General features: G+C 61.1%; 11 protein-coding genes. 4 read left to right on the top strand and 7 right to left on the bottom strand.

The annotated features are described in order from the left end of the window. Positions 1-199, top strand: a 199-nt coding sequence (locus tag HMPREF2724_RS12975) for an MGMT family protein (RefSeq protein WP_070586934.1), incomplete at its 5' end; no start/stop codon positions are given. 4 nt (positions 200-203) lie between these two features. Here HMPREF2724_RS12975 and HMPREF2724_RS02165 read toward each other — a convergent pair. Beyond that, entirely contained in the window at positions 204-1,052 is an 849-nt protein-coding gene (locus HMPREF2724_RS02165; protein WP_070586933.1) for a PrsW family intramembrane metalloprotease, read from the bottom strand. Continuing rightward, a complete protein-coding gene (locus HMPREF2724_RS02160; RefSeq protein WP_070586931.1) occupies positions 1,049-1,624 on the bottom strand; it encodes a hypothetical protein in 576 nt (191 codons plus the stop codon). The genes HMPREF2724_RS02165 and HMPREF2724_RS02160 overlap by 4 nt, the downstream gene beginning before the upstream one ends. Before the next feature lie 42 nt (positions 1,625-1,666). On the opposite strand from HMPREF2724_RS02160, the gene HMPREF2724_RS02155 reads away from it, so the two are divergent. Continuing rightward, positions 1,667-3,604: a M13 family metallopeptidase gene (locus HMPREF2724_RS02155; protein WP_070586928.1), complete on the top strand. Its 1,938-nt coding sequence runs from the start codon at positions 1,667-1,669 to the stop codon at positions 3,602-3,604. On the opposite strand, the gene HMPREF2724_RS02150 is transcribed toward HMPREF2724_RS02155, so the two are convergent. Beyond that, on the bottom strand, positions 3,591-4,097 hold the full coding sequence (locus HMPREF2724_RS02150; RefSeq protein WP_062036293.1) for a CG0192 family protein: 507 nt from the start codon (positions 4,095-4,097) through the stop codon (positions 3,591-3,593). The two genes, HMPREF2724_RS02155 and HMPREF2724_RS02150, sit on opposite strands and share 14 nt — an antisense overlap. A 30-nt stretch (positions 4,098-4,127) precedes the next feature. Here HMPREF2724_RS02150 and HMPREF2724_RS02145 point away from each other — a divergent pair, with 30 nt between their 5' ends. Further along, complete coding sequence (locus HMPREF2724_RS02145) at positions 4,128-4,961, top strand: alpha/beta hydrolase (protein ID WP_062036291.1); 834 nt, start codon at positions 4,128-4,130, stop codon at positions 4,959-4,961. Positions 4,962-5,209: 248 nt separating this feature from the next. Beyond that, positions 5,210-6,499: a PepSY-associated TM helix domain-containing protein gene (locus tag HMPREF2724_RS02140; RefSeq protein ID WP_246818183.1), complete on the top strand. Its 1,290-nt coding sequence runs from the start codon at positions 5,210-5,212 to the stop codon at positions 6,497-6,499. A 115-nt stretch (positions 6,500-6,614) separates the two neighbouring features. On the opposite strand, the gene HMPREF2724_RS02135 is transcribed toward HMPREF2724_RS02140, so the two are convergent. From HMPREF2724_RS02135 to HMPREF2724_RS02120, 4 genes are all read right to left on the bottom strand, one after another. Next, positions 6,615-9,980 (bottom strand): arabinosyltransferase domain-containing protein, encoded by a 3,366-nt coding sequence (locus tag HMPREF2724_RS02135; RefSeq protein ID WP_210386669.1) that lies wholly within the window; start codon positions 9,978-9,980, stop codon positions 6,615-6,617. A gap of 30 nt (positions 9,981-10,010) precedes the next feature. Continuing rightward, positions 10,011-11,981 carry a galactan 5-O-arabinofuranosyltransferase gene (locus tag HMPREF2724_RS02130; protein ID WP_070586923.1) on the bottom strand — a complete coding sequence of 657 codons (1,971 nt, stop codon included), beginning with the start codon at positions 11,979-11,981 and terminating at the stop codon, positions 10,011-10,013. A gap of 37 nt (positions 11,982-12,018) precedes the next feature. Continuing rightward, on the bottom strand, positions 12,019-12,777 hold the full coding sequence (locus HMPREF2724_RS02125; RefSeq protein ID WP_070586920.1) for a decaprenylphospho-beta-D-erythro-pentofuranosid-2-ulose 2-reductase: 759 nt from the start codon (positions 12,775-12,777) through the stop codon (positions 12,019-12,021). Between the two features lie 48 nt (positions 12,778-12,825). Next, positions 12,826-13,107, bottom strand: a 282-nt coding sequence (locus HMPREF2724_RS02120) for a D-arabinono-1,4-lactone oxidase (protein WP_141748313.1), incomplete at its 5' end; no start/stop codon positions are given.

Below are 13,107 nucleotides of genomic sequence, written 5' to 3'. Positions count from 1 at the left end.
TGCCCGCTACGTGGGCTGGGTGATGAAGAAGGTCCCCGGCCTGCCCTGGTGGCGCGTGGTACGCGCCGACGGCACCTCGCACGCGCCTGAGCGCTCAATCCTACGCTGGGAAGCCGAAGGAATTACTCATAAAGACGGCCGCGTAAGCATGCGTCGCCATGGATTAGATGCCCGCGACTTGGAAGGGTTGATCGGTTGAGAGCTTAGTTCTTTCTCTTGCTGACCGCGGTGCCAGCATGCATCACGCTGTATGTGGTGTCTTCCCGCGCGAACTTGTTGCCGCGATAGACCAGGTAGATGTTCAGTGGGTAGAGCACCAGCCCCACCAGCACGTATTGAACTGGCATCAGCGTGGTGTTCTCCGGCAGGTAGTTCCAGCAAAAGTGCAGGCCAAAGGCTAGCAAAAGGAAGCCAAAGATGGAGCCCAGGCGCCACCAGACTGTCTTGTTCGCGCTGAATAGCGCCCAGCCTATTCCCCAACCCGCCAGCGCGGTGAGCAAGACGTGCAGCGCCGGACCCGCGATGAGGCGCAGACCCCACATCTGAAACATTCCGGTCCAGTCAGAAAGCGGGTGCATCGTGCCGCCGACGACGCTGTACAACACGTTCTCGAGGGTCTCAAAGCCTAAGCCCACGGTGGCGCCCACGACCCAGCCGTGCCACGGCCGGTTGAGCTGCCGGAATGACAAAAGAATGAAGAAGACTCCGGTGGTCTTGGAAATCTCCTCTGGGTAGGCACCCGCCCACGACATCGTGGCGGCCTGCCACCCGAAGGATGACGCCAGCGTCATCAGCGGAGTAGAGGAGAGCAAAGCCATGCCCACCGCGGTACCGCCACCCCACAGGAGCGCCGCCCAGACCCATCCGCGCGCCGGGAACATGGGGCTTAGGCGAAGCAAAAAGAGGACGAGGGCCACGTAGGCGCCGCCGATGAGCACGCTGGGTACCACCAAAGCAGGAGCAATCAGCAGGTAGCTGATTAGGTTAGCCATGATGCTCACCATGCCCAGAGCCAGTAGTACCCACAGCGAGTTGCGGAAGAGTTTGCTCATGATGCCACTACTCCCGTCTCCGCTTTCACCGGCAGCTCGCGGTGTCCAAAGGCCTGCCAGATGAGTTCCGCGGCGTGGGTGAAATCGCCGCCGATGAGCATCACGATGTAGTCAAAGTCGGTAAAGTCGCCCTCTCCGTCGCGGGAGAGGACGATTGCGTCGGCGGGGGCGTCGTAAAGCGCGAGTGCATCGCCCTCCCTGTGGATCTTTGCCGTGGAAACTTCGCCGTAAGCATAGCCGCGGACGGCGCGATGCATCGCCACCTCCTCGTCGGCACCGTCGAGGCCTTCAGTGCTGACCACCTGCACGAGCGTCGCACCGCAGTCCCAGGCCTGGTTCGCCATGGTCTCCGAATTAGGCGTGCAACGCAGACCCGGGACCTCAATGGTCCAGGTTTCATCCTCACTGAAACCTGTTGTCGCAGAATCAAGCACCACTTCCTCGGTCTTCGGCTCGGGCGGGGTCACCGTTGCTGCGATAAGCGTGGGGATGACGAGCACTACCAGCACGAAGCTAACGACCGCGAGAAAATATCCGCGGAGTTGTGATGGTGGGAACCGATAAGTTGGCATAGTCCACACCTTAACCGGATTGATTCGCCTAGAGTGGCTGGCATGAAAGATCTCTACCAATTTGTCAACGGACCATGGCTACAATCCCACGTCATCCCCGATGATCGGGGCGTTGATGGCACCTTCCACAACCTGCGTGACGAGGCGGAAGAGCTCGTGCACGAGATTGTTAAAAATGACACTGGGCGCCCGGGCGCGCTCTACGCATCGCACCTTGATACCGAGGGCGTAAATGGTGCAGGCATGGCGCCAATTGACGCCGACCTCGACCACCTCACCGCAGCCGACCCTCAAGAGCTGGCGCAGCGCCTCGGCGAACTCGAGCGCGAGGGAGTCGGCGCCCCGGTGACCTTCTGGGCGGAAAAGGATTCCGGTTCCGAGGAAGCCGTGGCCTACGTCATCCAGTCTGGCCTGGGCCTGCCGGACGAGGCTTATTACCGCGAGGAAGCGCATGCGGAGACGCTGGCTGCATATGAAAAGCACGTGGCGCAGATGCTGGGCTTCCTCGATCCTGCCCGCCTGTTCGGCTTGGGCGCCGACGTTGCCGCCACGCGCATCGTGGGTTTGGAAAAGGAGCTGGCTGCCGGTCATTGGGATGTCGTTTCCACGCGCGATGCCGTGAAGACTTATAACCCGATGCCTTTCGAGGAGCTGCCGGAGTTGGCACGCGCCATCCTTTCAGGTGGTGGCCTGGAAGCACAGCGCGTTGTGAACATGATGCCTTCCTACCTCGAGCACTTCGAGATGCTTTTCACCGCGGACCGCATGGCAGATTGGCAGCTGTGGGCCACCTGGCACATCCTGCTGTCCCGCGCGCCGTACCTGCCGGAAGAGGTGGGCAAGAAGAACTTCGAGTTTTACGGCACCCGCCTTTCCGGTGCTACCACTCAGCGTGACCGCTGGAAGCGCGCCGTGGGCCTAGCGGAGTCCCTGGTGGGCCAGGAGATTGGCATGGTCTTTGTGGACCAGCACTTCCCGCCGGCATCTAAGGCGGAGATGGACACCCTGGTTGATTACTTAACCGCTGCTTACCGCGAGCGCATCTCCCAGCTCGAGTGGATGACTCCGGCAACGCGTGAGCGCGCGCTGGAGAAGCTTGCCCAGTTCAAGGCCAAGATTGGATACCCGGATAAGTGGCGCGACTACTCCGATCTGAGCTTCAGCTCTGAGGGCAAGGACCTCGTGGCCAACGTCCGCGCGGGCAACGCATGGGCGCACGACTTCGAGCTGCGCAAGATTGGCAAGCCCGCGGACCGCGACGAGTGGTTCTCCACCCCGCAGACGGTCAACGCTTTCTACAACCCGGTGGTCAATGACATCACCTTCCCGGCCGCCATCCTGCGCCCGCCATTCTTTGTCCCTTCCGCTGAGGGCGGCGACGTATCCGAGAACTTCGGCGCAATCGGCGCGGTCATCGGCCACGAGATCGGCCACGGTTTCGATGACCAGGGCTCGCAGTACGATGGCCAGGGCAACCTGAACTCCTGGTGGACTGAAGAGGACCGCGCGGCATTTGAAAAGCTCACCGCGAAGTTGGTGGAGCAGTTCAACGGCCGCGTGCCTTCCGTTCTGGAAGGTACTGATTCCGCGGGCGTCAATGGCAGCTTCACCCTGGGTGAGAACATCGGTGACCTGGGTGGACTGGGCATCGCAGTGGTGGCTTACAAGAACTACTGCGCGGACAACGGCCTCGACATCGCTGGCCAAGTGGCCCCTTTCGAGGTGGAGGACGCATCTCCTGCGCTTTACGACGCCGAGTACAACGGCCTGCAGCGCCTCTTCCTGTCCTGGGCGCGCGTTTGGCGCACCGCAATCCGTCCGGAGATGGCCACCCAGTACTTGGCCATCGATCCGCACTCCCCGGCGGAGTTCCGCTGCAACCTCATCGTGGCGAATGTGGCGGAGTTCTACGAGGCCTTCGAGGTAGAGAAGGATTCTCCGTTCTACCTGGCCGAGGAAGACCGCGTCACAATCTGGTAAGACGCGCCGCGAGGTAGTCGGTTCCGGTCTCGGAGTCGACTACTCGTAATTGCCCAGCCTCCGGTGGGGTAACGGTAAGGGTGGGCAAGAACTCGATTTCGCCAGGTAGTCCGCCGGTGCCATAGGCGTGGAAGCGCTGTGGGCCGGTGGAGTATGCGGCGGAGGTTTCCTCGTTTTGTACAAGATGGACCCATTGTGTGATGGCGACTGGGTCGTCTTCGGCGCGGGCTACCGAGCGCTTTCCGAGCACGGAGTGGTCCATGGCGCACAGTGGTTTGTTGGTGGCATTGTCGGCGGCGCGGTAGGTGACGGGGAATTGGACGATGTTGCCGGCGTAATCGTGGCCGAGGAGGACTTCAATGCCAACTTCGTCATCAGGATCTACTGCGCGGTAGCTTCCAATGATCTCGTCGATGTGGGCGTGCTTAGCTGCGATTTCGGCTTTAGTGGGGGATAGTTCGGCGGTGGGGTGGAGTTTGGCTACCTTCGTCATGGCCGCCATAGTAGCGGTAACCTCGAATGCATGACTTCGATTGAGCAGTGGCAGATTGGCGGCCAAGACCGCCAGTTGAGCGAGGAGGAGCAGCTGGAACAGCTCTACACCTACATGCAGGTCCACTACCCACTGCCGGATTTCCGTCCGCCGTGGGCTGGCGGCGGCTCGCCGGATGCTGACCGCTACTGCGCGCTTTTACCGGATCGCATCACGCAGGCTTCCATGATGGTCTTGGGCACTGCGGTTGACCACGCGCTGCCGGGTACCAAGTTCACTGATGGAATCACGCAGCGTGACACTGAGGTCGGCGCCATCTTCGAGCCCACTGCGCCGAATGGCAAGTGGGCAGTCTCCCTCCACTCCGGCGGCTGGTGGCGCGGTGATGGAACCGCGTTAGAGATGCAGTGGCGCCCCGAAGTTGCCGCCGCAGCACAGTTGTCCGGCACCACCATCATCGACGTGGACTACCCGCTAGCACCTGAACACAGCGTGGCTGACATGGTGGAATCCGTCAACAAGGCCATCGCTTATGCCCGCGAACAAGGTGCGGCTTCCGTGACCGTGTGGGGCTACTCCTCGGGCGGCGCCTTGGCTGCACTCGCGCCCGCCGATGCACTCATCCTTACTTTCCCCGACTTCGCCGCGCTTTCCAATCTCCCCGAGGAGATCCGCGCCGGCTACGAGCTGCCAAACGAGTACCCGCGCACACTCGTCCAGACTGCGGTGCAAGACGAAATCGCCGAGCGAGTCACCATCCCTGGCGCCGAAACCGCCGATTACGTCTCCACTCACCGCATCTCAACTCCGGCAGTGGCCCGCCAGCGCATCATGGACACCGCGGACTTCCTGCGCTCCGTCTAAGCCGCCTGGTTTTAGCGTTTAGCGGTTTGGTCCCATTGGTTGGATCCCCTTGGGGGTAAAGCTACCCAATGGGGCATCCCGCACGGCTTCGCTACTCGTAAAGGGACCATTAGAGGGGGACCCAACCAGGGAAACCAAACCGAATTGAGGGCAACCTGACCACTGCCGGCAAAAGTTCCCGCGATTCGAAAGGATCACAAGAAAACTTTATCGGGAACTATTGCTAATAGCGTCGCGACTATTCACCCATGAGTATTTCCAATCATGGTGCGATGTCGCGCTTACACAAGACAGCCGGTATTCTCATAGCGCCGTTCCTCATCGTTGCAGCGCTGAGCGGGTTCTTCTACGCCTTGGCCCCCAGCATCGAGTCGGTGGTGTACAAGAATGAGATCGTGGCGTCAGGAAGCGGTGAAGCACACAGCCTCGATGAGCAGATCGCAGCAGCCCAGAAGGTCTATCCGGATCTCGCAGTAAGCAAGGTGCAGGCCTTCGACGACAGCGAGAAGAACACCCGCGTGCTCTTCGCGGATGACGCACTGAAATCCTCCAGCTACGCCCACGCAGTGTTCGTGGACCCCGCCACGCTCGAAATCAAGGGTGACCTCGTGCAGTATGGTTCCTCTCGCGCGTTGCCGTTGCGCAGCTGGCTCTCCGAGGGGCACCGCCGCCTCTGGCTTGGCGACGCCGGCCGCATCTACTCCGAGCTCGCCGCCTCATGGCTGGGCGCACTGGCGATCATGGGCATCTACCTGTGGTTCAAGCGGCGTCGGAAAGCGGGCAAGATGCTCACCCTGCACTCCAAGATCGGCGCGTGGCTGCTGCCCGGCTTCGTGTTCCTCACCATCACTGGCCTGACCTGGTCCTTGGTTGCTGGTGAAAACATCTCTACCCTGCGCGAGAAGATGGACTGGATGCAGCCCAAGCCCGCAGCAACTGCCGCCGCGGACCCGCATGCCGAGCATCACCATATGGACATGACGGGGGACATGAACGTGATGGGCGGCGCAGACGCGTTGGCGGCCGCGCGTTCGGCAGGGTTGACCGGCATCCTCGACATGACGCCGCCTTCCGCGGAGACGCCAGCGTGGACCGTCACTGAGGCACGCCAAGACTACAAGCTGAGCTACGATGCCATCGCTGTCGACCCGCACACTGGCGAAGTGGTGGACCGCGTGGACTTTAAGGACTGGCCGCTCATGGCCAAGGCGGTCCCATGGCTCATCCAGCTGCATATGGGCACCTTGTTCGGAATCTACAACCAGGTTGCGCTCGCGCTTCTCGCGCTAGGCCTGTTGGCGGTCAGCGTCATGGGCCTGTGGATGTGGTTTAGTCGCCCGAAGCGCTCGCTCCAGCACCTGAAGCTCTCGCCAGCGCTGGTCGTGGGCGCGGTGCTGTATTCCATCATCGCTCCGCTCTTCGGCGCATCCCTGGTGCTGTTCTTCCTTGTGGATTGGGCAGTGCAGCGCGCTAAGAAGGCGAAACAGACCGAGCCACGCGAAACCCAAGAAGGGGAAAGCATCAAGCAACCTGTCTAGGACGATTGCCATAAAGTAACGAGAGGGAGGACCACCTGGTCCTCCCTCTCTCGTACTCGCTGGGTCCTACTTCTCGCTGGGTGCTTTTTCACGCTGGGTGCGATAGCACCCAGCGTTATTTCTCCTCAGAGCCCTCCGGGCGAATCTTCATCTCAGATTCCTTCCAGAGTCCGGAGCGCGAAACGATCTCATGATCGATGTTCGCCTCGGCAGGTGCCTCGCCCTTGGAGTTGGTGCGCAGCTCGTACTTTTCGATTGCGCCCCAGTCTCGAGCCCAATCATTGTTGAGGTAGCTCGGGATCTCGTAGGAGTAGTTGACTGCCTCAGCCGTGGCCATCGCGCCACCGCCCGAGAAGGACTGGAAGTCAGTCAAGGACGTCTGCGCCGCTGCATCCGGCAGGATGCGGTATTCCGGAATCTCCGTCACGCCCGCATAGTGGTCGAAAGTGCGCTGGCATGGGAACTGCAGAGCCACAGACCAGTCCATCAGCGCCGGGGTCTGTGAATCGAACTGCGAGTTGATGGTCGCAAGCTCCGGCACGCGCGGCGGAGTGAAGGCGAGCCATTCGTCCTCGTCAGTGGAATCATCCACGGCCACCAGGCGGACCACGTTGGCCTCAGCTGGCAGCTTGTCCAACGGGATGCGTAGGTTGCGCCACTTCGGGGTAGCGCCGACGTCGGAAAGCTCTGCTTCGCCCTTGTTGGTGGCCTTGCCGTCCTTGTAGGTGGCGTACTCCAGCTTGAGCTCCATGCCGTCCTGCTCGATGCCGTTGACATCGTGGTGGTAGATGTTGCCCGCCGCAGAAACAGCCAGAATCGGGGCGTTTTCCTTGGCCTCAGGCAGGTTGTACCACTGGGTCGTTACGGTAGAGGTAGAACGCTGCTTTTCATCGTAGGAGCCCAAAACCGGTACCTTGTTGTAATCCAGGTTGAAAGGCAAGTGACGGGTCGAGCCGTTTACGCCCTTGGTCCCACGCACGCCGCCGCTTTGCTCATTGGCAGACTTTTCGCTGCTTTCCTCCGACTGCGCGGCATCGGCAGAGTCAGCATTTTCTGCCTTCTCGGTTGAGGTATTCGCAATTGCGCCAACCGACGCCGAGTTCAGATTCTCCGGCTCGATGGATTCCGGGATGTTATCGGGGCCAAAGCCGAAGGAATCTTCGCTTGGGTCCTCCAGCGAGTCCTTGAGCTCGCCTTCAACCGGGCTGAGGAAGGAGTCGTTGGTGTTGGTCTCTACCATCGTGGCGTCGGCAAGCGAGCACTGGTTGCCCTTCAGCGAGGCCAAGTTGCCCTTGCCCACGGAGTAGGAATTCTGCTGCGAAGCATAAGCCTTAGCGAAGGATGCACACGAGAAGGCCACAATCAGCGCGCAGGCCAAAGCCAGCGGCGCGGACATGATGCCTGCCCAGCGCGAAACTTTGGCGGCGGCCTGTGCCTTGAACTCCTCGAGGCGGCCTTCCTCTTCTGCTTGGGCCTTGCGGTAACTGTGGAACATCGCCTGGACGACGCCGACGGCAAGGACCACCAAGCCAATAAACAGCAGCACGGTGTTGGCCTCAATGGCCTTGAGCTGAACCGTGCGATCCCACCACGGGATGCCGAAGGAGGAGACGTACCACCAGGCATTCCAGCCAGCCATGGAGATAGCCAGCAGGAAGATGACCGATGCGAGGGCGAAGGTGCGCGCGCGTGGCGAGCGCATCGCGATCTGGGAGAGGACAACCGCGCCCAATGCCGCAATCACGCCCGCGACGCCGGCGTAGATACCGAAGTGGTGGGTCCACTTGGTTGGGGTGAACATCAAGAAGAAGGTGCTAAGCCCAATGATGAGCAGCAGGCGCTGGGTTGGGCCGACCGCTGCGCCGACGATGCGGCGATCCTTGATGAAGGCATAGATGATTAGCGCCAAGCAGAAGATCATGGTGAACATGGCGAAGCGGCGGGTCATCGAGCCGTCCACGGACTGCTGGAAGAGCGTGGTGTAGCGCACGTACTCCGAGTACCACGGCAGCGAAGGGCCGACCTCAGAGCGCACGCGGGTGGACTCCATGACCGAAGCCAGCGTCTGATCACCAAAGGCTGCGACCATGATGGCGGTGCCGGAAGCGAGGAAAGGTGCAATCATGGCGAGCCAGCCCACGTGCGGGGCGCGCTCGGCCATGAAGGCAAATAGCTTCGGCAGTGATACCAAGAACACGCCGACGGCGAAGAGTCCGGTAGGACCAGCGCCCAGCGTCAAGGTTGCGGCGATGGTGCCCACGGCTGCTGGCAGCAGGCGGCGGGCGGCAATAGAGCGTTCGAAGGAAGCCCAGGTCACCATGACACCGAGAGCCACGATCGGCTCTGGGCGGATGCCGTTGTTATATGGCAGCCAGAATGCCAAGAACATAAAGGCGGCGGTCCAGTGCGCCACGCGGCGGCCATTAACTAGGTCACCAAAGCGCGGCAGAATCTCGCGCGAGAGAATGAACCAGACGATGAATGCGGAGATGAGCGCAGGCAGACGCACGAACATTGACGTACTGGAAATCTCCGACAAGAAGGCCACGAGGTCGTAGTACGGGGAGCCGAACGGGGCCTCGGGAACGCCGTACCAGCGGTAGTAGTTCGCCATATAGGAGGCGTGACCGGAAACGCGGCCCATCGTCAGGATGAAGCCGTCATCCGAGGTATTTGCGCCGAAGATATGCCAGAAGACGAGGACGGCAGCAACCACGCCGTCGAGCGGGCGGATCTGCTTCCAGGTGGCAGGCATAAAGCCCAGCTTGCGCCCGTCTAGACGGTCAATGCGCCACAGGCAGATAAGGCTCAGGATGGTCATGGCTACGCCCAGCCACATCGCAATCTTCTTTAGCAAAGAAGGCGAGGAGGTAAAGCGCGAATTGATATCGACGTGGACGTTTAGCCCTTCGTCGACAAGCTTTGCGGCATCCTTATCTTCTAGCTCGGTGTAGACGCCGGTGACCTGCGGACGAACGTCGTCCTTCGTGGTCTCGGAATGCTTATCCACGCTGACCGTGGTGCCGGAGCCGGAGGAGTCGATCTTGAGCACGGCGTCGTCAGGCAGTGCGGCTACTTCCTTGGGGGTAAGGGCAAGCAGCACCTCGTCCAAGGAGACGACGGAAAGGCCTTGGTCGCTCACGCGGACGAACATGCCGCGGTTGGAGGCCTTGGTGGATTCCGGCGGGATGGTGCCGTAGAGCAGGTCCTGATCATTATGGAGCTGGTCTGCGGCGCTCAGCGGGATCTCGGCCTTGATGTCCTCCGGCGCCACCGAAATCAGCGGGGCGTTTATGGACTGCAGCGAATTATTCTGCGGCCAATCAAAAGAGGACTGGGTTTGGTTCACCGGAAGTAGCGGGGTCGCTACAAAACAAATGAAGCCAATCAGGCCGGCAATAATGGCGGTTAGCCGCAGCGAACGCGGGGCGTCCGCTATGGCTAAGCGGGGATTTTCGGTACTAGGAAGGCTAACTGACACGGCGATCAGTTTACGGCACGGCCCCTAGAGTTAGTGAGAACGCACCGCCACCACGAATGGGCCAACCTGCTTGGTATCCCAGCCTTCCTCGAAGACATCTGGGTTGAAGAAGACCGCACGGTAACGCACGTTGGGCTGATTGGGATAGATATCCTCAGCCAGGTGGATCTTGAAGCCATCGCCCGGCTCTTCGAGGCTGCCGCGGAAGATGACAACATCGGGACCATTCCACTTCGCGGAATCGATCGCCTTCTGGAACTCGGCCGGCGTTTGCTCCCAGGAGTCCTTGCCCCAGGCTTCGATCTGCGCGTTGCGGGCGCTGAACTCACCCAGTGGGTTGGCGTAGTGGCTGGGAAAGGCGTTGAAACCCCAGTATGGGTGATAAGCCATAAACAGCTTCTCGTCCGTCATGACCGTGGTCGCATTCGGCGCGTAGCCGTGCGAGTCGATGAACTCACGGATCTTCAGGTAGTCCTGAGAGGAATCACTGGCAAAGCGGTCGGCGCGCTCGCCGTTGCCGTCGGTATCGGTATAAGCGTGGTCGAGGGCATCCTCGTTGGCTTCCGGGATGTGCTGCGCGTAGTAGATTCCGCCGAATACCAAGAAGATGGCGAACACCGCGGTGATGCGCTTGTTGGTGGTCTCACTAAAGCGCGCCGGGTACAACGTGGGAATGCCCAGCAGGCGGATTTCTGCCAGACAAAGAACGCCGGCGGTGGCGAAAAGCAGCACGATGATGCTCTCCAGGCGGAAGCCCAGCAGGGTGGAGCCGGCCAGGGTGACCACCATGGACATCACGACCCAGAGGTAGGTACCCAAGGTGGCGATGACGAGGGCGCGTACTGCGGCGTCTTCCAGGCGCATGGCCATGTAGATAAGGCCGATGAGGCAGAGCGCGCCGATGATGCTGAAGGAGAGGAAAGGCACCGGAATTTGGGTTCCTTCCTCCGGCAGGTAATGCTGAGCGGCGGACTCCAGTGGCGCCTCTGCGCGGAAGGTGGCGAGCAGATAAGGCGTCCAGGCAATGGCGGCGATGGCCAGCGAGCCGACGCCGATGACCACCAGGTGCATGAGGGGGCGCAGGGAGCGCTCGTAGATTGCGGTGGCGATAGCAACCAACGAGACCACGGTCAGTGCGATGGCGCCGGTGAACAAGGTGTAGAAGCAGGCGGAGAAACCCAGGTACAGGGCCACGCCCAAGGTAGAAAGCCAGGAGCCGTTGAAGGCGCGGGCAGCCAGCACAGCTACTGCCGGAACGCCCATGGCGATGACCGCGGAATAAGGCTCCTCAGCGTTGACCGTGAGCGTGACGGCGGTGGTCACGAGCGCGATTGCGGTGGCAACTGGAAGCGAGCCCACCAAGCGCTGCCAGAGCGGAACGAGCAGGCAGCCACACATCGAGATAGAAATCAGCGCCCACGGCTGGAAGACCTCCCAACCAGGCATGTGCAAAAGGTTGGCCACGCGGCCGCCGAGCCAGAACCAGCCCATGGGATAGAAGGTGGGAAGGCCCTCGTAGTTCATGTCGGCGTAGCCCATCTGATCCGTGGTGCGGGTCAGGAACTGGGTGCGGAAGACCTGGTCCACCTGCACTCCGTCCAGCCACAGCTTGGAGGCGGAAAGCGGCAGACCGATGGCAGAAAGCACTAGCAAGGCAGGCGAGAGATAGCACGCCGCGTAGGTCAGCCACGTGCGCCACTTAGGCCGTGTGAAAGCAGGACGGTGGGTGTCATAAATCCACTTCACGCAGAGCACGCCGACCAGCAAGAGGGTCAAAACAATGCCGACCGTGCACAGTGCACGGGTGACCATGGAGGTACTAAAAGCTGGCAGGGAGACCGTCTTGAAGGCATAAAAACCGAGGAGAGCGACGACCGCCCCGCCAAGGGCAGCCGCCGCTATGCCCAGCAGAGCCGACTTAGTTGAAAGCTCGTCGGCGTTGTAATCCGTGGCACGGGTGTGTTCAGTGTGCATGGAGTGCATGGTTGCTGGGCTAGTCATGCACACTAGTTTCCCACATTCGGGAGGATTGCTGGAATTAGAAAGGCAGCTTTCGGAAGATGGATTGTGGGATGAACTTGAAGGCCAAGGAGACGTACTCGAACAGTGGGTGCACGTAGATGGACTGCGTGCCGTTCAAAATTGCCTTGACGGTGGCCTTGGCAACATCGTCAACGTTGACGGTCAGCGGTGCCTCGCCAGCGTTTGCGGACATCTTGGTGCGCACCTGGCCCGGACGAACCACGAGGACGTTGGCGCCGGAGCCGCGCAGTGACTCACCCAGGTTGATGAAGAAGCCATCCACGCCGGCCTTGGAAGCGCCGTAGACAAAGTTGGAGCGGCGCACGCGCATACCCGCCACGGAGGACATGGCGACGATGGTGCCGTGGCCCTGCTCCTTGAACTTCTGGCCCAACAGCACGCCCAGGGAGACCGGGGCGGTGAAGTTGGTCTGTGCGGAAGCGACGGCCTTGGCCTGGTCCTGCCAGAGTTCTTCCTGGTCACCCAGGGTGCCGAAGGCGACGATGGCAACGTCGACGTCGCCGCGGTTCCATGCCTGCTTGACGACGTCCGGGTGGGCCTCGAAGTCAGTTGCGTCAAAGTCGATGACCTCGACGTCAGCACCGCGGGAGGTCAAAGCGGCGGTGGCATCGGCGATGCGCGGGGACTGTGCGCGGGCAGCGAGGGTGACCTTGGCCGGGCCACGCTCCAAGAATTCCTCGACGATGCCGAGGCCGATTTCGGAGGTGCCGCCAAGGAGAAGGATGTGTTGTGCTTGGCCTACTGCATTGAGCATGTGGGTTATTCCTTAAAAGATCTTCTGCGTTGTGTTCGGTGCGGACGTTTAGCGCAGCTCGAGGCGGCGGGACATATCGGATGCGAAGACGCCGGTTGGGTCGATGGCGTTGCGGATGGCAAGCCAGCCCTCCATGCCCGGGTACATCTTGTGGAAGTTCTCCGCAGAGGTACGGGATTCCTTGGCCAGGTAGAGGCGGCCGCCGAATTCCATGACGCGCTTGTCCAGATCATCAAGGAAGGCGCCGAGGCCTGGCTTGATTGGGAAGTCCACGCAGACGTTCCAGCCCGGCATTGGGTAGGACAGTGGTGCCTTGTTGCCTGGGCCGAA

It is taken from the genome of Corynebacterium sp. HMSC071F07, from assembly GCF_001810285.1.
Classification (GTDB): domain Bacteria; phylum Actinomycetota; class Actinomycetes; order Mycobacteriales; family Mycobacteriaceae; genus Corynebacterium; species Corynebacterium simulans.
This window is presented reverse-complemented; position numbering and strand designations above follow the sequence as displayed.